General features: G+C 44.4%; 25 protein-coding genes and 1 tRNA gene. 23 read left to right on the top strand and 3 right to left on the bottom strand.

The window, feature by feature from the left end:
- Positions 1 to 128 precede the first annotated feature (128 nt).
- The 6 genes from U5R06_16005 to U5R06_15980 all read left to right on the top strand — a co-directional run bounded on the left by U5R06_16005 (position 129) and on the right by U5R06_15980 (position 5,179).
- Positions 129 to 353: a hypothetical protein gene (locus U5R06_16005; GenBank protein MDZ7724260.1), complete on the top strand. Its 225-nt coding sequence runs from the start codon at positions 129 to 131 to the stop codon at positions 351 to 353.
- 58 nt (positions 354 to 411) lie between these two features.
- Entirely contained in the window at positions 412 to 639 is a 228-nt protein-coding gene (locus tag U5R06_16000; GenBank protein ID MDZ7724259.1) for a hypothetical protein, read from the top strand.
- Positions 636 to 863: a DUF2283 domain-containing protein gene (locus U5R06_15995; GenBank protein ID MDZ7724258.1), complete on the top strand. Its 228-nt coding sequence runs from the start codon at positions 636 to 638 to the stop codon at positions 861 to 863. Before U5R06_16000 ends, U5R06_15995 begins: the two co-directional genes overlap by 4 nt.
- Before the next feature lie 38 nt (positions 864 to 901).
- Entirely contained in the window at positions 902 to 2,179 is a 1,278-nt protein-coding gene (locus U5R06_15990) for an anaerobic sulfatase maturase (protein ID MDZ7724257.1), read from the top strand.
- Between the two features lie 2,585 nt (positions 2,180 to 4,764).
- Positions 4,765 to 4,926 carry a GxxExxY protein gene (locus U5R06_15985; GenBank protein MDZ7724256.1) on the top strand — a complete coding sequence of 54 codons (162 nt, stop codon included), beginning with the start codon at positions 4,765 to 4,767 and terminating at the stop codon, positions 4,924 to 4,926.
- The gene (locus tag U5R06_15980; protein MDZ7724255.1) at positions 4,922 to 5,179 is read left to right on the top strand and encodes a GxxExxY protein; all 258 of its coding nucleotides are present in this window, start codon (positions 4,922 to 4,924) and stop codon (positions 5,177 to 5,179) included. The genes U5R06_15985 and U5R06_15980 overlap by 5 nt, the downstream gene beginning before the upstream one ends.
- 138 nt (positions 5,180 to 5,317) lie before the next feature.
- Here the strand turns inward: U5R06_15980 and U5R06_15975 are convergent, their stop codons facing one another.
- Both U5R06_15975 and U5R06_15970 read right to left on the bottom strand, forming a co-directional pair.
- Complete coding sequence (locus U5R06_15975; GenBank protein MDZ7724254.1) at positions 5,318 to 6,829, bottom strand: AMP-binding protein; 1,512 nt, start codon at positions 6,827 to 6,829, stop codon at positions 5,318 to 5,320.
- Entirely contained in the window at positions 6,802 to 7,020 is a 219-nt protein-coding gene (locus tag U5R06_15970) for a hypothetical protein (GenBank protein MDZ7724253.1), read from the bottom strand. The genes U5R06_15975 and U5R06_15970 overlap by 28 nt, the downstream gene beginning before the upstream one ends.
- Before the next feature lie 348 nt (positions 7,021 to 7,368).
- On the opposite strand from U5R06_15970, the gene U5R06_15965 reads away from it, so the two are divergent.
- The 6 genes from U5R06_15965 to U5R06_15940 all read left to right on the top strand — a co-directional run bounded on the left by U5R06_15965 (position 7,369) and on the right by U5R06_15940 (position 10,861).
- Positions 7,369 to 7,791 carry a hypothetical protein gene (locus tag U5R06_15965; protein MDZ7724252.1) on the top strand — a complete coding sequence of 141 codons (423 nt, stop codon included), beginning with the start codon at positions 7,369 to 7,371 and terminating at the stop codon, positions 7,789 to 7,791.
- Between the two features lie 91 nt (positions 7,792 to 7,882).
- Positions 7,883 to 8,365: a response regulator gene (locus tag U5R06_15960; protein ID MDZ7724251.1), complete on the top strand. Its 483-nt coding sequence runs from the start codon at positions 7,883 to 7,885 to the stop codon at positions 8,363 to 8,365.
- A gap of 17 nt (positions 8,366 to 8,382) precedes the next feature.
- Entirely contained in the window at positions 8,383 to 8,739 is a 357-nt protein-coding gene (locus U5R06_15955) for a hypothetical protein (protein MDZ7724250.1), read from the top strand.
- A gap of 22 nt (positions 8,740 to 8,761) precedes the next feature.
- On the top strand, positions 8,762 to 10,096 hold the full coding sequence (locus U5R06_15950; GenBank protein ID MDZ7724249.1) for a glucose-6-phosphate isomerase: 1,335 nt from the start codon (positions 8,762 to 8,764) through the stop codon (positions 10,094 to 10,096).
- On the top strand, positions 10,093 to 10,710 hold the full coding sequence (locus U5R06_15945) for an NUDIX domain-containing protein (GenBank protein MDZ7724248.1): 618 nt from the start codon (positions 10,093 to 10,095) through the stop codon (positions 10,708 to 10,710). The genes U5R06_15950 and U5R06_15945 overlap by 4 nt, the downstream gene beginning before the upstream one ends.
- Positions 10,711 to 10,787: 77 nt before the next feature.
- Positions 10,788 to 10,861, top strand: a tRNA-Met gene (locus U5R06_15940).
- A 164-nt stretch (positions 10,862 to 11,025) separates the two neighbouring features.
- On the opposite strand, the gene U5R06_15935 is transcribed toward U5R06_15940, so the two are convergent.
- Entirely contained in the window at positions 11,026 to 11,133 is a 108-nt protein-coding gene (locus U5R06_15935; protein ID MDZ7724247.1) for a DUF433 domain-containing protein, read from the bottom strand.
- An 827-nt stretch (positions 11,134 to 11,960) separates the two neighbouring features.
- Between U5R06_15935 and U5R06_15930 the strand changes: the two genes are divergently transcribed.
- The 11 genes from U5R06_15930 to U5R06_15880 all read left to right on the top strand — a co-directional run bounded on the left by U5R06_15930 (position 11,961) and on the right by U5R06_15880 (position 25,645).
- Complete coding sequence (locus U5R06_15930; protein MDZ7724246.1) at positions 11,961 to 13,004, top strand: LacI family DNA-binding transcriptional regulator; 1,044 nt, start codon at positions 11,961 to 11,963, stop codon at positions 13,002 to 13,004.
- 292 nt (positions 13,005 to 13,296) lie between these two features.
- Positions 13,297 to 14,724 (top strand): carboxypeptidase-like regulatory domain-containing protein, encoded by a 1,428-nt coding sequence (locus U5R06_15925; GenBank protein ID MDZ7724245.1) that lies wholly within the window; start codon positions 13,297 to 13,299, stop codon positions 14,722 to 14,724.
- Positions 14,725 to 14,728: 4 nt separating this feature from the next.
- Positions 14,729 to 16,384: a hypothetical protein gene (locus U5R06_15920; protein ID MDZ7724244.1), complete on the top strand. Its 1,656-nt coding sequence runs from the start codon at positions 14,729 to 14,731 to the stop codon at positions 16,382 to 16,384.
- A 63-nt stretch (positions 16,385 to 16,447) separates the two neighbouring features.
- Positions 16,448 to 18,460 (top strand): hypothetical protein, encoded by a 2,013-nt coding sequence (locus U5R06_15915; GenBank protein ID MDZ7724243.1) that lies wholly within the window; start codon positions 16,448 to 16,450, stop codon positions 18,458 to 18,460.
- Between the two features lie 35 nt (positions 18,461 to 18,495).
- Positions 18,496 to 19,524, top strand: coding sequence for a PorV/PorQ family protein (locus tag U5R06_15910; GenBank protein MDZ7724242.1), 1,029 nt, complete (start codon positions 18,496 to 18,498; stop codon positions 19,522 to 19,524).
- A gap of 126 nt (positions 19,525 to 19,650) precedes the next feature.
- Positions 19,651 to 20,691: a hypothetical protein gene (locus tag U5R06_15905; GenBank protein ID MDZ7724241.1), complete on the top strand. Its 1,041-nt coding sequence runs from the start codon at positions 19,651 to 19,653 to the stop codon at positions 20,689 to 20,691.
- Positions 20,692 to 20,901: 210 nt separating this feature from the next.
- Positions 20,902 to 22,353, top strand: a complete 1,452-nt coding sequence (locus tag U5R06_15900; protein ID MDZ7724240.1) for an ADP-ribosylglycohydrolase family protein — start codon at positions 20,902 to 20,904, stop codon at positions 22,351 to 22,353.
- 151 nt (positions 22,354 to 22,504) lie between these two features.
- A complete protein-coding gene (locus U5R06_15895; protein ID MDZ7724239.1) occupies positions 22,505 to 23,635 on the top strand; it encodes a uroporphyrinogen decarboxylase family protein in 1,131 nt (376 codons plus the stop codon).
- Positions 23,636 to 23,686: 51 nt separating this feature from the next.
- Entirely contained in the window at positions 23,687 to 24,616 is a 930-nt protein-coding gene (locus U5R06_15890; GenBank protein ID MDZ7724238.1) for a ribokinase, read from the top strand.
- 17 nt (positions 24,617 to 24,633) lie between these two features.
- Positions 24,634 to 25,002, top strand: coding sequence for an L-rhamnose/proton symporter RhaT (locus tag U5R06_15885; GenBank protein ID MDZ7724237.1), 369 nt, complete (start codon positions 24,634 to 24,636; stop codon positions 25,000 to 25,002).
- The gene (locus tag U5R06_15880) at positions 24,983 to 25,645 is read left to right on the top strand and encodes an L-rhamnose/proton symporter RhaT (protein ID MDZ7724236.1); all 663 of its coding nucleotides are present in this window, start codon (positions 24,983 to 24,985) and stop codon (positions 25,643 to 25,645) included. The genes U5R06_15885 and U5R06_15880 overlap by 20 nt, the downstream gene beginning before the upstream one ends.
- The last annotated feature ends 9 nt before the right edge of the window (positions 25,646 to 25,654 follow it).

Here is a 25,654-nt window from a genome sequence, read left to right as displayed (position 1 = left end):
TTGCCGGTATGAATAGTATCCCTTGTAAACCGCCACTCTGATTTTAATAATTTTGCAGTTTACTGTGTTTTTTTCTATATTGTTGTTTAGGAAAAAGATCAGATACATTGAATAGTTGGAGTACAGAAATGCAAAAACAAAATATAAAAGAACTTGTTGTAAAAGAAGCCGATGATTTATCACCTGATATTTTAAACGAGGTACTTGACTTTATTCATTTCTTAAAGTTGAAACATGCTTTTGAAAATAAGGGTGAATCACTAGAGATTGCGTTAAAAGAATTGTATACGGCTTCTATGTCCCATTTGGATGAAGAATTTGCAGATTACAAAACTGATTATCCCCATGAATAGTGTTATTTCGTGAAAGTAAAAAAATTATGTAATTTTTTAATGAAAAGGATATTCAAATTTGAGAATACATTTTTCTCGACATGCAAAGAGGAGAGCAAAACTTTACAAAATACACCAATCAAAAATAGAGTTATTATTAAGTGATTTAAAATTGACAGAAGGTGAAAATATAGTTATAAAAGAACTGGCTGGATTTGAATATCCAATTAAAATAGTCTTGTCAGTAGAAAAGGATGATGCTACTATTATCACAGTTTATCCTTTAAAGAAAGGAATTCAGCAATGAAAATACATTATGACGAAAAAGTTGATGCTCTTTATTTGGAACTCGGAAATCAAAATGCGGATGGTGTTATTGAAATCCGGGAAGGAATAAATATTGATACGACATCTGAAGGAAAATTGATTGGGATTGAAATATTAAACGCCTCTAAAAAGATGGATATTAATACGATATTGTCTTATACTTTGGATGTAGATAAAAGTTTATTAAAAGAAAAAATAGCATAATTTTGAAACACGTATGAATAAGAACCGAAAGACATCTCATGCCGCAGCAAAAACCACTCTCATCAATCCTCATCAAACCCGCGGGCCCGGACTGTAATCTGGGTTGCGACTATTGTTTTTATCTGAAAAAAGCTGAATTGTTCAAAGAACAGCCGGTACATCGCATGAGTGACCGCATCCAGCGTCACATGATCAAACAGGTGATGTGGCAGGGCGGACAGCAGGTGTCGTTCGGCTGGCAGGGCGGCGAGCCCACGCTGATGGGGCGCGAGTTTTACGAACGCGCGGTTGAATATCAGGTGCGGTTTGGACGTGACGGTCAAGTGGTGGGCAACGGCCTGCAAACCAACGGTGTGCTCATTGACAAAAGCTGGGCGCAGTTTCTGCGCGATGCGCATTTTCTGGTCGGACTGTCCCTGGACGGTCCACAGCACATTCATGACAAATACCGGAAATTCCCCGGCGGCAAAGGCAGCTGGGAGCGTGTGAGTCGCGCCCGGGATGTGATGCTGCATGAAGGCGTGGAGGTCAATGCTCTGGTGGTGGTCAATAATTATTCCGTCGATTATGTGGAAGAGATTTACCATTATCACAAAGCGCACAATATCAATTTCATGCAGTTCATTCCCATTGTCGAACCGCATCCCACGGATCCGGCGCGTTCGGCGCCGTATTCAGTGGATGCCGAGCGCCTGGGCGACTTTTTCATCAAATTGTATGACCTGTGGAAATCCGATTTCCGCGCCGGTCAGCCCACCACTTCGGTGCGGTTTTTTGATTCCGTGTTTCATACTTATGTGGGCATGCAGCCGCCGGAATGCACGCTGCTCAAGGAATGCGGCATTTATGTGGTGGTGGAGCACAATGGCGATGTGTATTCCTGTGATTTCTTTGTTGATCCGCAGTGGCGGCTCGGCAATGTGCTGGAAGATAAATTGATCGATCTGCTCAATTCTCCGCGTCAAAATGAGTTCGGCGCCATTAAAGCGCAGCTGCCGCCGGAATGTGTGGATTGTCCCTGGCTGATGCATTGTCGCGGCGGCTGTCCCAAGGACCGTCAGGGTGATCCGCGCGACCGCGGCTCGAATCATTTCTGCGAAGCTTATAAACGCTTTTTCGAACACGCGGATCAGGATTTACGCCGGCTGGCTGCGCAGTGGCGGCAGCAGCAGTATGAACAGCGCCTGAATGAACACCCGGCGCCGCAACCGGAACCCGTCTCACCTCCGGCAGCTGCCCAGTACACCGCCGGCCGCAATGAACCCTGTCCCTGCGGCAGCGGTAAAAAATTCAAGAATTGCTGCGGAAAGGTCTGAAAGTTTCACGCACAATGGGTATATGTTTTTCTCGTTCGAGTCGTTTGTTGCTCTTGGTTTTCAGCAACGAACAAAACGAACTATCCGAACTGGCAGGTGTGTTTTTTTAAGTTTGTGTCGTTCGTTGCTTTTGATTTTCAGCAATGAACAAAACGAACTATCCGAACTGGCAGGTGTGTTTTTTTAGGTTCGTGTCGTTCGAGTCGTTCGTTGCTCTTGATTTTCAGCAACGAACAAAACGAACTATCCGAACTGGCAAGTGTATTTTTTTAAGTTCGAGTCGTTCGAGTCGTTCGTTGCTTTTGGTTTTCAGCAACGAACAACCGAATGAGACGAACTGGCAGGTGTGTTTTTCATAGTTCGAGTCGTTCGAGTCGTTTGTTGCTCTTGATTTTCAGCAACGAACAAAACGAACTATCCGAACTGGCAGGTGTATTTTTTAAGTTCGTGTCGTTCGAGTCGTTTGTTGCTCTTGGTTTTCAGCAACGAACAAAACGAACTATCCGAACTGGCAGATGTATTTTTCATAGTTCGAGTCGTTCGTTGCTTTTGATTTTCAGCAACGAACAAAACGAACTATCCGAACTGGCAGGTGTGTTTTTCATAGTTCGAGTCGTTTGTTGCTCTTGATTTTCAGCAACGAACAACCGAATGAGACGAACTGGCAGGTGTGTTTTTTCATAGTTCGAGTCGTTCGAGTCGTTTGTTGCTCTTGATTTTCAGCAACGAACAAAACGAACTATCCGAACTGGCAGGTGTATTTTTTTAAGTTCGTGTCGTTCGAGTCGTTCGTTGCTCTTGATTTTCAGCAACGAACAACCGAATGAGATGAACTGGCAGGTGTATTTTTTTAAGTTCGTGTCGTTCAAGTCGTTTGTTGCTCCTGATTTTCAGCAACGAACAAACCGAATGACAAACTGGCAGATGTATTTTTCATAGTTCAAGTCGTTTGTTGCTCCTGATTTTCAGCAACGAACAAACCGAATGAGATGAACTGGCAGATGTATTTTTCATAGTTCGAGTCGTTCGTTGCTTTTGGTTTTCAGCAACGAACAACCCGAATGAGATGAACTGGCAGGTGTGTTTTTTTAAGTTCGAATCGTTTGTTGCTCTTGGTTTTCAGCAACGAACAAAACGAACTATCCGAATTGGCAGGTGTGTTTTTCATAGTTCGAGTCGTTCGCGTCGTTTGTTGCTCTTGGTTTTCAGCAACGAACAAAACGAACTATCCGAATTGGCAGGTGTGTTTTTCATAGTTCGAGTCGTTCGCGTCGTTTGTTGCTCTTGGTTTTCAGCAACGAACAAAACGAACTATCCGAATTGGCAGGTGTGTTTTTCATAGTTCGAGTCGTTCGAGTCGTTTGTTGCTCTTGGTTTTCAGCAACGAACAAACCGAACTATCCGAACTGGCAGGTGTGTTTTTCATCGTTCGCGTCGTTCGTTGCTTTTGATTTTCAGCAACGAACAAAACGAACTATCCGAACTGGCAGGTGTGTTTTTCATAGTTCGAGTCGTTCGAGTCGTTTGTTGCTCTTGGTTTTCAGCAACGAACAAACCGAACTATCCGAACTGGCAGGTGTATTTTTTAAGTTCGCGTCGTTCGAGTCGTTCGTTGCTTTTGGTTTTCAGCAACGAACAACCGAATGAGTGAACTGGCAGGTGTGTTTTTAAGTTCGAGTCGTTTGTTGCTCTTGGTTTTCAGCAACGAACAAACCGAACTATCCGAACTGGCAGGTGTGTTTTTCATCGTTCGCGTCGTTCGTTGCTTTTGATTTTCAGCAACGAACAAAACGAACAATCCGAACTGGCAGGTGTGTTTTTTCATAGTTCGCGTCGTTCGTTGCTTTTGGTTTTCAGCAACGAACAACCGAATGAGATGAACTGGCAGGTGTGTTTTTAAGTTCGAGTCGTTCGTTGCTTTTGGTTTTCAGCAACGAACAAACCGAACTATCCGAACTGGCAGGTGTATTTTTTTAAGTTCGAGTCGTTCGAGTCGTTCGTTGCTCTTGATTTTCAGCAACGAACAAAACAAATGAGATGAACTGGCAGGTGTGTTTTTCATAGTTCGCGTCGTTCGAGTCGTTCGTTGCTTTTGGTTTTCAGCAACGAACAAACCGAACTATCCGAACTGGCAGGTGTGTTTTTTTAAGTTTGTGTCGTTCGAGTCGTTTGTTGCTCTTGATTTTCAGCAACGAACAAAACGAACTATCCGAACTGGCAGGTGTATTTTTTTAAGTTCGTGTCGTTCGAGTCGTTTGTTGCTCTTGGTTTTCAGCAACGAACAAACCGAACTATCCGAACTGGCAGGTGTGTTTTTCATAGTTCGCGTCGTTCGTTGCTTTTGATTTTCAGCAACGAACAAAACGAACTATCCGAACTGGCAGGTGTGTTTTTTCATAGTTCGCGTCGTTCGTTGCTCTTGATTTTCAGCAACGAACAAAACGAATGAGACGAACTGGCAGGTGTATTTTTCATAGTTTGTGTCGTTCGAGTCGTTCGTTGCTCCTGATTTTTAGCAACGAACAACCGAACCGGGGATAATTATACTGAAAATTATAAAATCACTTGTAAATTAGGGAGGAAACATGCGATTAATTCAAAAAGAAGCATTCTACAAAATTAAAAAGGCCTGTATCGAAATCCGTAAAATATTAGGCAATGGTTTTCTGGAAAAAATTTATGAACGGGCTTTGAGCATTGAATTGATCAACAGGGGATTCAAAAGTAGAAACACAAAAACCGATTGAGGTCCAATACAAAGGTGAAACAATTGGTGAGTATTGTGCAGATATGGTTGTTAATGACCAGATCATCATAGAACTGAAATGTGCAGAACATATTGCACAGTTTCATAAAGCTCAGCTTTTGAACTATCTTAAAGCAACAGGATATGAATTGGGCGTTTTGATCAATTTTCCAAATCGTGCAACCGGATTTGATATTGAAAGAGTACCCAACTTTATTGAGAATGCTGCAGAAGCATCAGAGCAAATAGAATGATTTGTCCGTTGCTCCTGATTTTCAGCAACGAACAAACCAAATCCGACGAACCGGTAAATATATCTTTTTTGTTTGACCAATTTCGTATTGTTCGCTGCCCGATCGAGACGGGCAGCGAACCGAACCCATACTGTGTAATTACTCCACATCGTTCTTGGGAATATACAGATACCGTTTGACTTTATTCGTCGGGGTTTTTTCAAACGGTTCCCGCTGTTCAAAGATTTTACTCACCGCGGCAAAATGTGGAAGACGTTCGTTTGTTTTTTTGCGTTCCTCGTCCAGAATATCTTCGATACGCGACTCTGTTTCTTCTGATTCCTTTTTACCGTCAATCTCTTGATCGATCATATCGTAATCCGGATAGGCCAGAGCCAGCAGACGTCCCTTGGACTGGTAGACGACGACTTCCTGAATAAACGGACTTTGCATGAGCTCCTGTTCGATGATTTCAGGATATATATTCTCGCCGGACGGCCCCACAATCACATTCTTTGATCTTCCCTTGATAAACAGATATCCTTCCGGATCGAAATATCCCAGATCGCCGGTGCGCAGCCACTCCTTGTCGAGAAACGTACGTTCCGTTTCCTTTTCATTTTTGTAATACCCCTGCATGACAATCGGACCATTGATGATAATTTCTCCGACGCCGGTTTCCGGATTGGGCTCGTGAATCTTGATCTCGATGCCGGGGATTGTCTGACCGCATGATCCCACTTTGACCTTGCCAAACGGGTTGATGGTCAAAATGGGAGAGGTCTCGGTCATGCCGTAACCGGTGGAATAGCTGATGCCGGCATCGCGGAGAAACGTTTCCACATCAACGTTGAGCGCTGCGCCGCCAAACATGAAAAAGCGCAGTTTGCCGCCAAACGTTTCGTGCAGTTTTTTGCCGGCAACTTTGTTGAGCTTTTTACGGAAAAACGGCAGTTTGTATAATGTTCCGATTACCGCTTTTTCCTGGATTTGCGGTAAAATGCGTTTGCGGTAAATTTTGTCCATCACCAGCGGCACAGTCAGAACAGCGGTGGGTTGTACGGTAGCCATCGCGGATAAAAGCTTTTGCGGAGTGGGGAGTCCGCTCATGTAAGCGATGCTGGAACCCGCGGACAGAGGACACATCATACCGCCTGTGCATTCAAAGGTATGGGATAACGGTAAAATGGATAAAAAGCGGTCCTGATGATCAATAGGGAATTGCTTGATGGAATTTACAACATCAGATGCAATGTTTTTATGAGTCAGCATGACACCTTTGGAGTGTCCTGTGGTTCCCGAGGTATAAATAATGGCCGCTAATTCGTCCTCTTCCGGTTTATAGTGTTCCAACAGATCTTCGTCTTTGGGTTTTCTGCCTTTTTGCTTTAAAAATGACTGGATATGCTTTTCAAGTTCTTTGGCGGTGTTTTGCTTTAATTTCTTTTCTGTAAAATCTTCCAACGTGTAAATTGTGTGCAGACTGGATTTATCGATTTCTTCAACACTGTCCATGTGTTTTTCAGCGACAAAGGCAGCGACAGATTCGGAATGACGTATAATGTGGCGGATATCCGATTCCGGGAATCCGGTCAGTATGGGGACCGCCACAGCGCCGATGTATTCGACAGCACAGTAGGCAATCACCCAGTTTGGACTGTTTTCTCCCAAAATAATAACTTTTTCTCCTTTTTAACGCCGCGGTTTAACAGCCTCATAGCGGTTTCAACAGCGCGCTCACGGACCTGCATATAGGTGAACGGTTTTTCACCCACTATGCTCAAAGCGGGAAAATCAGCGTATTCCTCAAAACTGCGTTGCAAAAGGGCCCGGACGGTTAATTGTTCGACATCAATATTCATGGCAGCATCCTCTTTTTAAGGTGAATCAAACAGGACAATATACGGCTGTGATTTTCTGTGGAATTACAGATCAGGCGATCCCGAGCGGGATATATCCGGTTGATCTGTTTGTAAATCTTGGCAGGATTCATATTACAAGATATTGAAAATTTTATCAAAATAGCAACAAAAAATTTCACAGATTGCAATTTGATGGGTAAAAATGGCCTCATCTTGCCTGTTTTATGGCTCATTGCTGGTCATTTCTGCTTGAAAATTTCTGTAACATATTGATATACATAGCTTTTTAATGTGGACTGTTCTGGCATGATTTTGGTAATGAAAAAGATGTCATTAATCGGAGACTTTATGCGTATTTTATTATTGGACCAGGACAAAGCCCATATTCGCATCTGCAGATTTTTATTAAAAGCAAATTCCCATCACTGCAAAGCAGTATCCACCGCAGAGGCCGCTGTTCTGCAGCTTCAGCAGTCGAATTTTGATGTGTTTCTGTCTGATGCTGATTTGTTTCAGAATCTGCAGAAAGAGTATCCCGTTGTACTGCAACGCAGTTGCACTGCAATATTTTTGTTCACCGATTTAAAGACCATGCCGAACTCTTTTCGGACCTTAAAACACACGTTTGATATTTTTCCCAAACCTCTTAATTTGACAAAGATGATGTATATCCAGACAAGCGTCAAGCATGCGGTTTGTCCCCGCCATTCACAATCCGATGCATTTGACGCGAAAAGCGCCCGTGACATGTTTCATAATAATCGGAATTAGATTCTGAAAGACTGGATATGATTTTGAATTGTGTTCAAAAATTTATATCTTTAAAAAAATATCCCTGCGTCTGTTTCTAATATCGTAATCTATGAGCCGGAAAAAGAAAAAAATACTGATCGTCGATGATGAGCCTCAGGTCATTCAGATGCTGTCTGATTTGCTGGTATCCTGGGGATATGAGGTTAGGGGAGCGCAAAGCGCCCATGAAGCGCTTGATACGTTTTCCGGGAATGATTTTAATCTCGTCATTGCGGATATCCGTATGCCGGAAATGGACGGTTTCGAATTTATGCAAAAGCTGCGGGAACTGGACCCGCAATGTCCTTTTATTTTCCTGACCGGAGATGCATCCGAAGAAACGGCTGCTAAAACCCTTGAAGCCGGCGCAGATGATTATCTGGTCAAGCCGGTTAATTCAAGCGAATTCAGAATCCGTATCGAACGCTGCCTGAAACATCACACCCATATCAAGCGCCTGCCGGTGCTGAGAGGTGTGAACCGGGCGCTGATTATTTCTATCCCTTTGTGGCTGATTTTGGGGTATCTCATTGCAAAATTTGTAATAAAATGAGCAAAAGGACTAAAAACATGGGCGAACAGTCTGATCTGCAGGAACAAGAGGTGACCACACCGGATTTCGGTTTTGCCGGTGAAATATCAACAGCTTCCATGGTGCGAGTGTTGGTGAAAAAAGGCATTGTTACCTCTTCCGAGTTGCTGGATGAAGAGCGTGATAGAAGAGACAGTATCCTGAGCTCGGTTAAAATGCGTGAACGCGGCAGTCATGAGCACGAAACGGCCACCCGGTTTCCGCGTCTGAAGCGCTGGGCCTCGAAAAAACGCTGGCGCAGACGGATCACCGGAATCCTGATGGGCTGGAAATGGAAAAAAATTCGCCATCATAAGAAAACTGAAACATCTCATTCCGACCAGGAACAAATTTGATTGATTAACAATAGGATTGATCATGAACACTCGCTTTAAATTAAATATTCAGCTTTTGGACGATTATATCAAACAGTCGGATTTGTCCAAACTTGAGGATAAAGTTCGGGCTATACATCAAAGCCTGTGGAACAAAACCTGCAAGGGCCATGATTTTCTCGGCTGGCTTTCACTTCCTTTTGATGCAGCTGAACAACTGAACCGGGTAAAGGACCTGGCAGCGGAAATCCGTGATCATTCGGATGGGATGGTCAGCATCGGCATCGGCGGCAGTTATCTGGGCGCCCGTGCGGCCATTGAGTTTCTGGCCGAACCGTTTGCTGCAAAAAATGTGTTGTTTCTGGGGCATCATATCAGCGGTGACTATACCGATTCCCTGTTTTCCTATATTCAGGACAAGGACGTGTATGTGAATGTCATTTCAAAATCCGGCGGCACCACGGAACCGGCTGTGGCCTTTCGTCTGCTGCGCCGGGTGTTGTCCGAATCCTGTTCGGAGGAAGAACTGAAACGGCGTATTATTGCGACCACGGATGCGAACAAGGGCATTCTGCATGATATTGCCAAAGCCAAAGGATACCGCAGGTTTGTGATACCCGATGATGTGGGCGGTCGATTTTCTGTTTTGACGCCGGTGGGACTGTTGCCCATTGCTGCAGCGGGATTTGATATTGAGCAGCTGCTCAAAGGCGCGCAGGATATGGCAACGCTCTGTAAAGAAAATGATAATGTCCTGGAAAATCCGGCTTTGACGTATGCTGCCGCCCGGTATCTACTGTATGAAAAAGGTAAAAAGGTTGAAGCCCTGTCTGCGTTTGAACCTTATTTTCAGTATATCGGCGAATGGTGGAAGCAATTGTTCGGCGAAAGTGAGGGCAAGGAAAATAAAGGAATCTATCCCACGTCCGCAAATCTGACCACGGATCTGCATTCACTGGGACAGTATTTTCAGCAAGGTGAACGGGTTTTGTTTGAAACGTTTTTAACATTGGACAAGACAACATCTGATACTAAAATTCCAGAGATAGAGGGCGATCCGGATCAACTGAATTTTGTGGCCGGACAGGATCTGCATGCGGTCAATCAAAAAGCCTATCTCGGAACAAAGTACGCGCATTATGAAGGCGACCTCCCCAATATGACGCTGAGTGTGCCCGAACGCAATGAATATGTGTTGGGACAATTGTTTTATTTCTTTGAATTTGCCGTCGCGGTGAGCGGTCTGCTTTTGGATGTCAATCCGTTCAACCAGCCCGGTGTGGAAGCGTATAAGAAAAATATGTTTGCGCTGCTGGGCAAACCCGGATTTGAAGACCGGAAACAGGAACTGGACGATAAAATAAAGGGCGAGTCGTGAATAAATTTGACAAACAAATCCTGGTCATCGACCGCAAAACATTGTTCGGCGATTCCGGATTTCAGGGATTTTCCGATGCCGGCCGCGTTGATTATTACAGCCGCATTCAGGAAAACTATCTGTACAAACGACGCGGCGATATGGAGGAAAATCCGGAGTACAAGCAGCCGATTGCCTATGTGTTGATCGTCAATCCTGATGAAAAAAAAGTATTTGCCTATCAGCGCGCCGGTGATGAAAATTATCATGAAAACCGCCTGCGCGGCAAATGGTCCTGGGGCATCGGCGGGCATATTGATCACATTGATTCTGAAAACGGCGATCCGATCATGACCAGTCTCAAACGTGAACTGGAGGAAGAAATCGGATTGCTTGACTATGATGAGCCCAAACTGATCGGATACATCAACGATGATCTGACCCAAGTCGGCCAGGTGCATTTCGGACTGTTGTTTATCGTTGAAACCGACAAAGCCGTCAATGCCATGGACGCCGAGATCTCCTGGGGCGGATTCGTTAATCTGGACAAATTGAAAGAAATCAAGGATTCTCCAGACACCCGTGTCGAATCCTGGTCCGAGATCAGCTTTACACCGCTGCAGGAATTGTTGTAAAAAAACAACAATGCGGGATAAAAAAATTCTTGCACTTTATAAAAAATTTAAATACATTAAAAGACTTGATCAGAACCGGCGGCGTAGCTCAGCTGGTTAGAGCAGTGGAATCATAATCCACGTGTCCGGGGTTCGAATCCCTGCGCCGCTACTTGTTTTTAATTACTATCGGCTGCTGATTTTAGTTTAAGCAGCGAACAAAAACGAACAAGACGAACTGATACTGGATTTTCTTAAAACTTTCAAACTGCAATGCTGTCAGAATAACCTCACGTGAGAAGGGTCGGATAATCTTCAAGTATTTCCTCGAACGTATTACCACCGGCCAGGTGCTCCCGGGATGGTGCTTGCCCAAACCCGTGTTCCACTGATGACGGGCTTGCTGTGACATATTTGAGGATTGATTGAAATACGCTCATTCATTCGAGTTGCTCCTTAAAAAGAAATTTGCCTTCATTAATATGATGTTTGTTTTTTAACATCTTAATTCTGCATTATTCATTATTAATTGCCTTTAACTGCTACCTTTGATACAAATTGTCTGGTAATTTGTCACGCTTGAACGGTTGCGGTTGTGTTCACTATTGACTTTTATCGGCGGTCCGGGCCCCAACGGAGGCGTTGCTATTATCTCGTTCCCGATTTAGGCCGGGAACGTCTGTCGGCTCCGACTTGCATGATTCAGACGGTGATGCTCCGCATCGCTCATAGTCCGCAGATTCCGCCATAGCCGCACGATATGAAAACATAGGGGATACTTTTCCTTTTAAATCACAAAATAGAGGAGTGAGATTTAGCCGTTAGCTATTGGCTGTCAGCATTTATCTGACCCCTGTGGCGTGGAGATTGTGCACGTACACGGATTTGAGCTATGGAGTTTGAGCTTTGAAATATCCAACTGGAGCTTTGAAACAATGGATTGTGCAAAATAGATGATGATTGTCGGTGTTTATTTTACGAGTGCAATGTTTTTGCAGCCTTGAGGAACTTGCTCATTATGCATCATTTATTACTCGAAAATCTCCGATAAAAGTACCCGAACAGGGAAAGTATTTAATTTGATTATTAATGTATAAAAAATAAACGCTTAACCATTGTTTGTGTTCTCGATGGCTTGTCGTTCTGGAGAATTGTATTAATATTTTTAGAAATACATCAAAATAATTTAAAAAAGCATTGACAAAGAAATAAAAAATTTGTATGTTTGCTCAAAGGATTGAGCAATATTGTGCCTACAGAACGGAGTATTGATGGATAACAATCATGTGAATCTCGAAACCATTGCAAATAATTGTACTGTTTCTCCTTCCACTGTATCGCGAGTGCTCAATGGTAAAGCCACTCAATATCGCATCAGCAAGCAAACCGAAAAACGCATTCTCTCCGAAGCCAGAAAACTTAATTATATTCCTAATCCTATGGCTCGCGGCCTCAGGATGCAAAAAACCTTGATAATAGGCCTAATCATCCCCGATATTTCCAATCATTTTTTTTCCAGTATTGCAAAAAGTGTGGAAGGGTTTACACGTAAAAACGGCTATTCAATTATGCTGTGTGATTCACAGGAGAATGAAGAACTTGAACAGGATTCTCTCATTTTAATGCAGAATCGTAAAGTAGATGGTTTGATTGTCGCTCCTGTCGGACTGAATTCTCAGGCTCTTGAGAGCTTTCAGAAAGGCGGTACACCTGTCGTTGTGATTGATCGGTATTATTTCAATTCTGATTTGCCGTATGTGGGTTCGGATAATTTTCAGGGTGCCTATGATGCCGTAAATTATATGATTAAATGTGGTCATCGAAGAATTGCCGTCATTCAGGGTATACCCGGAACGGTCCCGAATGAAGAACGAATCAGAGGCTATACTCAAGCACTGAAGGACAATAATATCGAAGTGGATAGATCCCTGATCGTTGGAGATAGTTTCGGCGATCAGAACGGGTATTTTGAAACCAAAATACTATTACGAAATGAGTTACCTCCCACTGCTATTTTTGCTATGAGCAATCTCATCTCTCTTGGTGTCCTGCGCGCCCTTTATGAAGAAGGATTAAGCATACCAGATGATATATCCATGGTCGCTTTTGATGAACAACCCTACTCTGAATTTCTTAAAACGCCGATGACAACGGTAGAACAAAAGAATTTTGAGCTGGGTCAAATGGCCATGCGACTCTTGTTTGATCAAATCGAAACTAACCGTATTTTTTCCTCAAAAAGCATCTTGTTACCTACTACTATGATTAAGAGAAATTCTGTTAAAGAAACTATAAAGGAGGTGAACGGAAAATAACAGATAAAAAAATGCTTTTAACCGAGTCCGGGCAAGGAATACGGCTAAAAGCATTGATGTAAACAGGATAAATACATAGAGATGTTTTCATCCCGAGTATCTATTAATATAGCCACTTGGCCTGAAAATTCAAAGAGTTTTTTAACCCACCTCTATTGTATAATCCAAAGCTGCATTAATAACTTTGTCTTTCTCGTACCATCGTGAAAAGACGACTGCACGGCAGATAATTACAGGCAGCTATCTGCTGGCAGAACATTTCTTTTTAACCAACAACCAAGGAGGATTGGACATGCGTAAAAAACGTTTGCTCCTTTTAATGGTGTGGATTGGCATACTTGTGTTGACTGTTTTTCCGCTGGATAATTATGCGGCGACCACAGGTAAAATTGCCGGAAAGGTGATTGATAAAAATACACAAGAACCTTTACCGGGTGCCAATGTCGTTATCGAAGGAACAAAAATGGGGGCTGCGACGGATTTGGAAGGTGAGTATTTCATCATTAATGTGCAGCCGGGAATCTATGCGGTGCGTGCGACGATGATGGGATATACCGTTGTCACAAAAACAAATGTTAGAGTTGCTGTGGATCAGACAACAACGATTGATTTTGAATTAGAGCCCACTGTAATCGAAGGCCAACAAATATCCATTGTTTCTGAGCGTCCTGTGGTTGATAAAGATATTACAGGCAGTCAGGAGATTATGGATGCCGGCTACATTGAGAGAGCTCCAATTGCTGATTTAAGTGGCGCCTTGAGTCAAAAAGTGGGTGTTTATAATACCGGTGAAACCACTTATTTTCGCGGCGGCCTGGCCTCGGAGGTGAATTACAAGGTTGACGGTGCTTCTTTAAACAGTGGGCTTTTATCTGATAACTGGCAACGATTAAACACAACGGCCATGCAGGAAGTTAAAGTGATGACAGGCGGGTTCAATGCTGAATATGGTAATGCGATGTCCGGTGTTGTTAATGTTGTCACTAAAGAAGCTTCCCGGCAAAAGCAAAATTTTCATGGTAAATTCAATTATCGTATGCGACCCGCTGGTCAGTATCACTGGGGCCCCAATATGTACAGTGATGATTTGTGGAAATATACAAATTTTGACAAAGAATACTGGGAAGGTACATTGGAGGACCCGGCACAACGTCAGAATTACGCCAATTATTTCAAGCGTTTCTACGGTTGGGATGGCGAAACCGTGCCCTCTGCGGATCAATTGCTGGACACGTACAGAGAACAGATCACACCCGATGATGTGTTAGGCGACTATACCGAACGTGCCGAGCATGAAATTGAAGGCACACTTTACGGCGCCTTGACGGAGAATTTTACACTGTTGCTTACCGGACGCTATAAACGCGGTGTTAATATTTTCCCGCAGGCTCACGCTTACAATCCAGAGTACAACGCACAGGCAAAATTAAACTATTATTTTTCCTCGAACAAAAAGCTTACGCTGAATGTGCTCAGAGGATGGTATAAAAGTGCGACCTATACCGAGAGCAATTGGAATAATATGGAATCTTCTCAGGAAGCGCGCTGGCAACCGAATGCGGATGTACGCTCTCCCTATGACAACAAAGCTTATGCTCCCTGGGGCGGTTATTGGTTAAAAGGACCTCAGGAAAAAACAATTAATATGGCAACGTTGAAATGGCAGCATACGCTGAGTCCGGCTACATTTTACACCGTGCAGTTTTACCTACCTGGCTGATGATATGACTGAATTGCAGGATTATTCAAAACTTGAAACATCAACCGAGCAAATGGGCTGGGGCGACAGTTGGTTTGATCTCTCCGGTAATTTCCGACTGGAAGCCCGGCAGATTCAGGTGAATAACTACAGTAACAGCAAGGTGTTCAATGCACGCGCTGATATGACGAGTCAGATTCATAAAGCTCATCAAATCAAAGGTGGCGCTCAGTTCAAATTTTATGATGTGAATTACGAGCATTATTACATGGAGTTTCCTGCCGGCGATGTATGGCATCTGGATAATGTGTTCGACGGCACGCCTATGGAAGGGGCAATGTATATCCAGGATAAAATGGAGTATGAAGGCCTGATTGTTAATATCGGTTTGCGCATGGATGCATTTAATGCCATGCATAAATATGCCGAGAGCATTTATGATCCGCTCGCTTTTCAGGAACACAACGGCGGAGACGGCGCGCCATCCAATACGGCTCCCATCTGGCAGTCCTATATGGAAAAGAAAGAGTGGTTTGCCTATATTCCGGGTGTGAGCAGTGATTATATGGGAGCATTCGATGGGCAGCGCAATGACAAGATGACAGTGAATTCTGAGTGGAAGTTTGCACTCGCTCCGCGTCTGGGATTGTCATTCCCGATTACGGAAGAATCCAAGTTGCGCTTTAATTACGGCCATTTTTATCAGCGTCCCTCCTGGGCAAAAGTATTGGGTTTTCCAACCAGCTGGTATGAAAGTGCTCCCTTGGCTTCTGTGCGTATGGATCAATGGCAGGGATATTATGGTCATCCCGGACTTGATTATGAAAGAACCATCCAGTATGAAATCGGATATGATCAAAACTTTTTTGATATATTTCGAATTGCGGCCACAGCATATTATAAAGATGCCAGCCGTTTAACCCGCTTTTCACACAACAGTTCATACAATCGATCGGGCGGCGGTTTTGCTTCTACCGGCTGGGGCTCTGGTAATTTTACAACATTCTCCCATTCCAGAAATATTGCCAATGACGGTCATGATAATATCTTTTATACCAATAATGCTTACAAGGATATACGAGGTATTGAACTCACTGCTGATAAACTCTTTAATCAACGCTGGTCAGCCAGTTTAACCTTTGATTATGGATTGAGCTCTGGTGGTGCTGCCGGCTACAGCTGGTATTACGAAAATGCAGATCGGGCAAATCAACCTCATACCTATGACGAACGGAAAACAACCTGGCTGAGCAATATTGTGCTCAAAGGGCAGGTCAATTATGTAACACCCGGTGAATGGGTGAACGGTATTTTAGGTGATATTTCGGTGGGTCTGTACCATGAATACTTTTCCGGTCCTGAATACACCTGGTATCCCAAGGATTTTACAGGGTTGAAAAAACCGAACAACAGACGCTGGTATCCCCACAATCGCACTGATTTGAAATTTGTAAAACGGTTTCCTCTTGGTGCTGTCACACCGGTCATTGGCGTGGAAATTTTTAATCTGTTTAATAACTATGACAGATTGCTGCTGGGCGGTGAAGAATTGGATGCCTGGGAAGAAAACCAACAAGTACCGAAGGATTGGCGTTCTGAAGAAGAAGCTGTTTGGCGGTTTTACAATTCTATCAGTAATCCAAAACGGATGGTGTATTTTAATCTAAGCCTTGAATTTTGATACCCCTCATGCCGACACTCTCTATGACGTTAATTGATTGGTTATTATGATAGGAGATATTCAATGAAAATTCGAATAACAAAATATTTCGCAACGGTCATTTTGTTAATTGTACTCTTGTTCACACAGGTTTATGGAGCAGGATTCAATTACAAAGAATTGACCCGATCCAAATTATGGGCCAGAATCTGGAATACATCCGCCGTAGGTCAGCCTACGTTGAGTGGTGAAGAATACTACAAGTTCGATTATCCCGGACATGTACTGGGCGCCAATCTGAATGACCACTATGGTATGTGTGAACACTCGGGCTGGATGGCATGGGCTAATGTGGATGGAGCGGGTACCCCGTTCCGTGTGACGATGACCTATGATCCCAATCCGACTTATATTTCACCTATGGAGGATTCCCAGCTGATTACGAATCACAATATGCAGGATCCTTCCGTGAAAGCAGAGGAAATGGTCACAGGTTCATGTCTTATCGTCGAGTATGGTGTAGAGATGCATTTCAAAGCGATGTCGTGGAGTTATCCGAAATATGATGACTTTATTATTTACGAGTATACTTTGAAAAATACCGGTGATCATGACATAACCAACTTTCGTTTTTCTCCTACTGCAGAAATTAATATCGCAAATCCGATTGCGGGCGGATGGAGAGATGATGATCAATACGAGTGGTCCATTGAACATGAAGCATTCTATTTTCATGATGATGTGTTATGGGATACTGAAGGAAATCCGGTGACTCAGACATACGGTCTGACTCAAAGCGACAAGGCGGAACCGGCTGATATTTTTGCGCCGGCTTCGATTAACCATGAATTCCGGGCTCCCCAGTATTTTACGTACTATTGGCTGGATAAACCGGAAAAGTCGGATCCTACAGAACGCGACCATATGAACATTGTCGATAAAAACAATCTGAACCAGGAATCGAATCGTGTTCAGCCGGATCCCATGAATGACAATCCGGAAGTCGATTTCGATCCGGATAGCTACATCCTGGCGTCACTGGAATATGATCAGCCCTTACCACCGACTGCTGAAGATGGTACGCCGCTTGACGCAGAAGCCGCTCGTCTGGGGCTTGACATAGCTGAACGCACCCGGTATGAACGAGAAATTGATTACCTTTACACCACCGGGCCTTATGATCTTCCTCCCGGAGAGGAACTCAAATTTGTCATGGTTGTCGCCTGCGGTATGATGGACTTTGAACGGGTTGCAGAAGGCGGCGTGGAGAATGAAGCTCATCTGCCGGACGGCGCTGATAGTTTGTGGAAACACATTGCCGCTGCACAGGAATTGTACAGCCGTGATTATGAATGCCCGGATCCGCCTCCGACCCCGACAAACGGTATGAACACGCTGGTATTAACACCTCAGCCGTTGGGCATGAAAGTACAATGGCCTCAAGTCCCGGATACCTATGTCGATCCTGATTTTAACGTCAATGATCTGGCCGGTTATCGGGTCTATCGTTCTTCTTTCCGAAACGTAGGACCCTGGCAACTGGTGGAAGACATTCCATTAGCCGATGTGGAGATAGAAGACGGTCTTGTCACGTTTAACGATGATGGTCTTCAGCTGGGTGTCGGTTATTATTACGGTGTCACCACTTACGATACCGGACATGATGAACCCTGGCCGCATGATCCGACAATGACCGAGGTACCGTCATTGGAAAGTGGGCTTGTGAACGCAAATTCCGACCCTGTCTATCCGCAGACTGATCCCAGTGATAATATGGATGACATACGCGTATATCCCAATCCATTTATTCAGCACAGTCAGCTCACCGGAGAAGGGGAAGGCAACCGTATCGAGTTTGTCAATGTACCCTCTATCTGCACCATCCGCATCTATACACTGGCGGGTGAACACATCCGTACCATTGAACATGATGACGGCAGCGGCGATGAACCCTGGGGGTCCAGAGTTCTGGGTGACTATCAGGTAAATAAATACCTGCAGTTCGTAGCTCCCGGACCGTATCTGTTTCACGTTGAATCGCATGTGCCCGGTCATGAGGGTGAAGAAAAGATTGGCAAATTCGTGATTATCAAATAAAAGGAGCCTTTCCCTGAAAATCGGAGGAATGAACGATGAAGATAAAATTCTATTTTGCTGTTTTGATATTATTATTATTCACTTGGTCTTTATCCGCTCAAACACCAAGAGATCCCATGGCGGGCATTGACCCACCTGATTTTAATCGAGTGGGGCAAACCGGCTGGCAGTTTTTACATCTTCCAACCACCGCCAGAACTGCGGCTATGGCAGATGTAAAGAGCGGCCTGATTCATAATGATGCATCAGCCATTTTTAACAATCCGGCCAACATGGCGGAAGTTGAAAATCTGGATGCAAGTTTTACACAAATCAATTACATAGCCGATATTTCCTATATGACCGCTGCCCTGGCTAAAAATTTCGGTGCCTGGGGCAACTTTGGTGTGTTTTTCGCTAATCTTGATATTGGTGAAATGGTTCGAACCCAAAATGTCTATAATGAATTTCTCGGGTCTACCGAACGCAGCGGTGATCTGGGGACATTTACAGCCGGCGATGTCATGATCGGTCTGGCTTATGCCAGAAATGTAACAGACAGGCTTTCCATTGGTGGAAATGTCAGCTATATCGAAGAAAATCTTGCCGATACTGAGGTAAAAAACTGGAATACCGATTTTGGCCTCTATTATCGGACAGGTTTCAAGTCGCTGCGGCTCTCCATGGTAGCGCGAAATTTTGGACCGGATACTGAATTTGCGGGCTTTAATGAGCTTTACGGTGTGCCGCAGAGTGTGCGGATGCCGATCAATTTCAGACTCGGCATCGGGTTCGATCCCATCCCGGCGAGTGAAGATAATCCGCATGAACTTTCAGTCTACCTGGAAGGTGTGCATCCGAATGATGGGCCTGAGCGGGTTCATGCCGCACTGGAATATAAACTCATGAAGGTTCTTTCGATTCGTGGTGGATACAAATTCAACTATGATGAACAGGGCCTGACTCTCGGCGGCGGTGTTCACTTTTATATGGGCGGTATGAGTGGACGTATCGATTATGCTTATCTCGATTACGGCCGCCTGGATACTGTTCACATGTTCAGTGTCGGATTTGCAATGGACTAGGCACCTTTGGTTTTGCAGCAGGCTGCCCGGTATTGTTTTCCGGGCAGCCTATATTTAGTTTCTCTTTGATTTATGGCAGCATCTTGAAAACAGCCCGATACAATGGACGGTTGTGTGAGGAGGTCTATGACATATCTGTATCGCAAAGCAATATTCAATGTCAATTCAGGAAACGCGAATTTGAAAATAGGTTTAATTGCATTCGCTATTGTCGCTATTCATAGCTGTCTTGTACATGCGGACACTGGTTTTTATTCTGAAACTGCAGAGCCAGTAGAAAAAAACGTTGCCGGCATCCCCGTGATTTTCGATACAGACCTGACTCTGGATGTGGATGACGCTGGGGCGCTGGCCGTGTTACATGGCCTGCAAACCGAGAGCAAGGTAAACCTGTTGGGCGTTTGCTATAATGAAGTACATCCGTTGGGGCCGTCTGTGATCGATGCCATCAATACTTATTACCACCGTGGTAACATCCCCATTGGTATTTACAAGAATTACGCGAATGATTTTAAAGATCCGAATCCATCCGATTACTTTAGCCACGAGCGTAACTTTGACGTTGATGATATGCCACATGATCCGTTTGATAATATTGTAGGCTGTGCGATAGCGGTATATAAACATATACTGAAAAATCAGGCTGACAACTCGGTTGTTATTATCAGTGTTGGTTTTCTCAATAACTTGTATGACCTGTTAAATGATCCGGAGGGTTATGCCCTGGTGGAAAAGAAAGTCAAACTGCTGGTTGCAATGGGTGGTCTACATAATGACGGTTTTAACTTTACCCGGCATGGCCTTGTGGATCAGACTCAATATGTACTTGAAACCTGGCCGGGTACTCTGGTTACCACCCAGGTGGGTGGAAAGATGATAACGGGTGAAACTTTGACTGCCATCACGCCGGTAAGCAATCCCGTCAGACGTGCATACGAACTGGAATGGAAACAGGGACCCGACGTGGGCCGCTCCAGCTGGGATCAGGTAGCTGTACTTTATGCTGTATATGGGACTGAGTATTACGATGAAAAATGGAAAGGTGGAGGGAGTCTGAGCAACGGATACACCTGGAAGTTTAAAAAAGGTCACAGAGGATATGCCGCGCCCAAAGATGATAAACAGATTGAAGAAGAAATCGAACGCCTGATGACCCTTGCACCATAAACATAGAGTAGGCTTGAATGAAAATGAACCGGGCTAACGGGCGAAAAATATGATCCTAATACAAAAAGTCTGTGTTTTAATTTAATAGATTTATAACGATACGGAGGAATAATGAAACGTTCAACCACAGGGAGTCTGGCATTTTTGATGATTATTTGCCTAACCCTTCAAATATGGGGATTTCCGCCCCCTTTTGATCAGCCGAACAAAATGATTACACTGACAAAAGAGGAGCTTCAGGACAAAATTAAAGGTGCATGGGCAGCGCAAACCATCGGTGTTACCTTTGGCGGACCTCTTGAATTTGTCTACAACAGTACAATGGTACCTGATTATAAAGAGGTGCCCTGGTACGATGGTTACCTGAAAAAAACGTTTGACGAGTGGCCGGGATTGTATGATGATATTTATATGGATTTGACCTTTGTTCAGGTATTTGAAGATCAGGGGCTTGATGCCCCGGCGCAAGCGTTCGCTGATGCATTCGCGAATGCGGATTACAAGTTATGGTTTGCCAACCAGGTCGCTCGTAATAACGTGCTAAACGGAATAAAACCTCCCGAGTCCGGACACTGGCTGAACAATCCCTGTGCGGATGACATTGATTTTCAGATCGAAGCTGATTTTGCCGGAATTATGTGTCCCGGTATGGTCAATGCAGCCTCGGAGATTTGTGACAAGGTCGGACATATAATGAATTACGGCGACGGCTGGTATGGCGGTGTGTACGTGGCTGCCATGTATTCTCTGGCGTTTGTTTCTGATGATATCGAATTCATTGTGGAGGAGGCTCTCAAGACCATTCCACCTGAAAGCAAATTTGCTCAGACCATCAGCGATGTCATTGCATGGCATAAAGAAAATCCGGATGACTGGAAAGACACCTGGTTCAAGGTGCATCGTAAATGGTCTCAGGATATCGGATCGCCCTTTGGTGTGTTTGAGCCTTTTAACATCGATGCAAAGATTAATGCAGCCTGGGTTGTCATGGGATTGCTTTATGGTGATGGTGATTTTACAAAGACATTTGAAATTTCCGGACGCTGCGGCGATGATGCTGACTGCAATCCGGCGACTGCAGGCGGTATACTGGCAACGGTTACCGGATATGATAACATCCCGGAGTTTTGGAAACAGGGTCTTGATGAGGTTGAAGATATTGATTTTAAATATACGACGATTTCCCTGAATAAAGCTTACGAGTTGTCGTACAAACATGCGTTGAGTGTGATCGAGAGAAACGGCGGTGATATGGATGAGAGCAAAGTAACTATTCCATACCAGCCTCCCGAAACTGTGCCGCTTGAAGTGGCGTTTGAAGGGCATTATCCACGCAAAAAGATTGATCTGAAAAAAGACCTTGAGGATGAGACAACATTCAAATTCAACGGCAAAGGATTTGTGGTAACGGGTGAGGCGGTCAAAAAAGGCGAAAACAATTATACCTTTGATGTTGAGGTGTATATTGACGGTGAACTTGATGATACAGTATCACTGCCGACCAATTTTACCACACGCAGATTTTATCTGTTCTGGAAATATCAGTTACCCATGCAAGCACATGAGGTGAGGTTAAAGGTTCTGAATCCCACTGATCAGGCAGTCATTGCTCTTGGTAATGTGCTGGTTTACCGTGATAAACCATATAGAGTGGAATTTTAATAATAGCCTGCACAGAACAGACTGATGCTGAACATTCTGTTCACTGTCGCCCTGTTTGCTATCGAGGTTAAAATGAAAACCGGAATCCTTTATAAAAGCTTTTTTAACGATCTGACGAGTGCGGCTTTACAAAAACAGAAAGAATAGTATTATGGTAGGTCAGGATACATCGCATAAAGATAGAGTAAACCAGGCGATTAATCATCGGAGACCGGACAGAATGCCCAAAGATTTTGCAGCGGTTCCGGAAGTATGGCAGAAACTGGGAGAATATTTTTCGACGCAGGACCGTAAAGTGATTCTGGAAAAATTGGGTGTTGACTGCCGGATTGTCTATTATGATAATTTTTGTCATCATCCCGATGTGGATCAGACATCTGTTGTGGATATGACAGCTTCGCAGGAACGTTCTTCTCTAAGCGGTATGTGGCGCAAGATGGAGCCTGACGGCAGCAATCGCGATATCTGGGGCGCGCATCGCAAAAAGGTCAAGACGCCTTTTGGCGAATTGGACGAGTTTGCTTCTTATCCGTTGCAGAATGCACAGAGTGTTGATGATTTGAAAACATACAAATGGCCGGAGCCGGATTGGTGGGATTTTAGTACCTTGAATGCATATATCGATGACCTCAATGATCACGCAATCTATAATATCCGCTATCGTCTGGGGTCTTTTTTTGAGACAGCCTGGTCTCTCTATGGGTTTGAAAAATTCCAGCTGGATTTGATGCTGAATCCGGATATGGTTCGATATGTCCTTGACAGAATTGCTGTGGTCCATCTTGAGAATCTGAAACGGGTACTGGATACAGCAGGGAATAAGATTGATATTGTCTATTTTTATGATGATGTCGCTTCTCAGCAGAGCCTGCTCATTGGTCCGGATTTGTATATGGAGTTTATACAGCCATATCATCAAAAGGTCATTGATATTGCATCACAATATAACAAGCCGACCATGATGCATTGCTGCGGTTCAATTTATCCCTTGATTGAATCGTTTGTTGATATGGGATTAAAGATACTGAATCCAATCCAGCCTTCAGCCCGGGATATGCATCCCGAAAAACTGGCAAAAGAATTCGGCGGCCGCATCTCATTCCATGGCGGAATCGATGTACAGCAATTCCTGCCCAGGGCCACACCGGAGCAGGTTAAGGATAAAGTAGAAAAGACAGCCAGTCTATTGGGCGAACACGGCGGCTATATACTGGCCGGGTCGCATCATTTGCAGGCAGATACCCCTGTGGAAAACATACTGGCCATGTATGGCGTGATATGATTAGAAAAAAGATTGAAATATGAACGGCTTTTTCAACAGAAAGGCAGAGTGATGGGCAAAGTAACCGTTGTCGGCAGCTATATTGTTGCTCTTGTGATTGATACGGATCGAATCCCCGTGGAAGGCGAGACTGTAATGGGACGGAATTATCATATGACGCACGGCGGCAAAGGATCGAATATGGCGGCCTGCGCAGCTCGTCTCGACGCGGATACAACATTTATGGGTAAAATCGGCAGAGATAACTTTGGCCGGCAGTTCCTGGACTTGCTGCAATCGGAACATGTCAGCAGTGAAGGCGTGCTGTATTCTGATACGTTACCCACCGCAGTCGGATTTATCGTTTTCAGCGCAAGCGGCACCAATCTGATTGTTATAGACAGCGCGGCCAATAATGAGTTTTCGCCTTTTGATGTAAAAGCGCATAAATCTATTATTGAATCTTCCGATGTTATTATCTCACCGTTGGAAATTCCTCTGGATACCGCTCTGGAAGCGGCGCGAATTGCCAGGGCAAATAATACGAAAAGTATTCTCAATCCGGCGCCTGCTGTAAATATGCAGGATAAGGATCTGAGCAGTGTCTTTGCATTGACGCCGAACGAAACCGAAGGCCGGGTGTGTCTGGGATTAAAGCCGGATGATCCCATCAGCAATACAGATCTTGCCGGGGCTTTGCTGGACCTGGGAGCCGAAAACATCATCCTGACTTTGGGTGAAAACGGCGTGCTCTGGGCCAGTCATCGCGGTGTTTCAATGTTCCCGGCTCTGAACGTACAGGTCGTTGACAGTGTGGGGGCAGGAGATGCGTTTAACGCCGGGTTGGCTGTGGGATTGAGTGAAGACAAGCCGATTGAACAAGCCATTGCCATGGGTATTACCACCGCTTCTCTCTCGACTCAAAAGCGTGAAACCATCGAATCTTATCCCTGGCGCAAAGAGGTGGAGACGAGGATAAGAGAAATCTTGATCAGCCAATAATATAAAGGAAGTTTGCCATGATGCTTATCGCAGGATTTTCGTTGGTCTTAATTGCAGGATTTTTTCAAGGTTCTTTTGTTCTTCCCATGACATTGACAAGAAAATGGGAATGGGAGCATTCCTGGGGCACATTTTCCCTGTTTGGAATGCTGATATTCAATTGGCTGTTGGCCTTTTTGCTCATTCCTGAAATCTTGACGATTTATCAATCCGTTGAAAGCAAGGATATCATTACACTGATTTTGTTTGGCGCCGGATGGGGTGTGGGTGCCATACTTTTCGGGCTGGGTATGGACAAACTGGGCATGGCGCTCGGATATCCAGATTATTATGGGACTCATCGCCAGTCTTGGTGCCCTTATCCCGATGAGCATATTTTTCCCTGAAACATTGCTGCAGCCGAGAGGTCTGGTGCTGCTGGCCGGCATGGCATTGACAGTTTTAGGGATTGTCTTGTGTTCCAGAGCAGGCGCCAGGAAAACACCTGTATCCGCGGCATCCAAAGTCGATGCCAAAGCGTTTGCGAGCGGACTTTTAATTGCGATATTCGCCGGAATTCTATCCTGTCTCCCCAATGTGGGAATGGCTTTTGGCACCAACGTGATCCGTGCGGCCCGGTTGTCCGGTGTATCTGACACGTTTTCCGGCAATGTGGTCTGGGCGCTTTTCTATACAATCGGTTTTGCTGTAAATTTTGCATACTGTGTATTTTTGATGCTGCGGCGAAAAACCACCAGTCTGTTTTTTAATAAAGAAACCAAGCGCAATTTATTTCTAGCAGTCCTCATGGGCATTATGTGGATTGGCAGTTTTTATCTGTATGGTATGAGCACAGCCAAACTGGGTCAATGGGGTGTGATCGTGGGCTGGCCCCTGTTCATCACGTTGTCAATTGTGATTGGAAATCTTTGGGGGATTTGGCGAGGCGAATGGAAGCAGGCTTCACCCAAAGCAAAAAAAATGCTTTATCACGGGATTGCTGTGTTGATTGCTGCAGTGATTGTGGTTGGAATCAGTAATTCGTTATAGAATAAATGA

This window comes from candidate division KSB1 bacterium, assembly GCA_034521575.1.
GTDB lineage: Bacteria > Zhuqueibacterota > Zhuqueibacteria > Residuimicrobiales > Krinioviventaceae > JAXHMJ01.
Note: the sequence above shows the minus strand (reverse complement) of the source record. Positions and strands in the feature narration are given on the sequence as shown.

Coding starts and splice junctions, on each gene's coding strand:
- U5R06_16005 (MDZ7724260.1), top strand. CDS start 129: ATGCAAAAACAAAATATAAAAGAACTTGTTGTAAAAGAAGCCGATGAT.
- U5R06_15995 (MDZ7724258.1), top strand. CDS start 636: ATGAAAATACATTATGACGAAAAAGTTGATGCTCTTTATTTGGAACTC.
- U5R06_15990 (MDZ7724257.1), top strand. CDS start 902: ATGCCGCAGCAAAAACCACTCTCATCAATCCTCATCAAACCCGCGGGC.
- U5R06_15985 (MDZ7724256.1), top strand. CDS start 4,765: ATGCGATTAATTCAAAAAGAAGCATTCTACAAAATTAAAAAGGCCTGT.
- U5R06_15970 (MDZ7724253.1), bottom strand. CDS start 7,020: ATGAATATTGATGTCGAACAATTAACCGTCCGGGCCCTTTTGCAACGC.
- U5R06_15965 (MDZ7724252.1), top strand. CDS start 7,369: ATGCGTATTTTATTATTGGACCAGGACAAAGCCCATATTCGCATCTGC.
- U5R06_15960 (MDZ7724251.1), top strand. CDS start 7,883: ATGAGCCGGAAAAAGAAAAAAATACTGATCGTCGATGATGAGCCTCAG.
- U5R06_15955 (MDZ7724250.1), top strand. CDS start 8,383: ATGGGCGAACAGTCTGATCTGCAGGAACAAGAGGTGACCACACCGGAT.
- U5R06_15950 (MDZ7724249.1), top strand. CDS start 8,762: ATGAACACTCGCTTTAAATTAAATATTCAGCTTTTGGACGATTATATC.
- U5R06_15935 (MDZ7724247.1), bottom strand. CDS start 11,133: ATGAATGAGCGTATTTCAATCAATCCTCAAATATGTCACAGCAAGCCC.
- U5R06_15930 (MDZ7724246.1), top strand. CDS start 11,961: ATGGATAACAATCATGTGAATCTCGAAACCATTGCAAATAATTGTACT.
- U5R06_15925 (MDZ7724245.1), top strand. CDS start 13,297: ATGCGTAAAAAACGTTTGCTCCTTTTAATGGTGTGGATTGGCATACTT.
- U5R06_15920 (MDZ7724244.1), top strand. CDS start 14,729: ATGACTGAATTGCAGGATTATTCAAAACTTGAAACATCAACCGAGCAA.
- U5R06_15915 (MDZ7724243.1), top strand. CDS start 16,448: ATGAAAATTCGAATAACAAAATATTTCGCAACGGTCATTTTGTTAATT.
- U5R06_15910 (MDZ7724242.1), top strand. CDS start 18,496: ATGAAGATAAAATTCTATTTTGCTGTTTTGATATTATTATTATTCACT.
- U5R06_15905 (MDZ7724241.1), top strand. CDS start 19,651: ATGACATATCTGTATCGCAAAGCAATATTCAATGTCAATTCAGGAAAC.
- U5R06_15900 (MDZ7724240.1), top strand. CDS start 20,902: ATGATTACACTGACAAAAGAGGAGCTTCAGGACAAAATTAAAGGTGCA.
- U5R06_15895 (MDZ7724239.1), top strand. CDS start 22,505: ATGGTAGGTCAGGATACATCGCATAAAGATAGAGTAAACCAGGCGATT.
- U5R06_15890 (MDZ7724238.1), top strand. CDS start 23,687: ATGGGCAAAGTAACCGTTGTCGGCAGCTATATTGTTGCTCTTGTGATT.
- U5R06_15885 (MDZ7724237.1), top strand. CDS start 24,634: ATGATGCTTATCGCAGGATTTTCGTTGGTCTTAATTGCAGGATTTTTT.
- U5R06_15880 (MDZ7724236.1), top strand. CDS start 24,983: ATGAGCATATTTTTCCCTGAAACATTGCTGCAGCCGAGAGGTCTGGTG.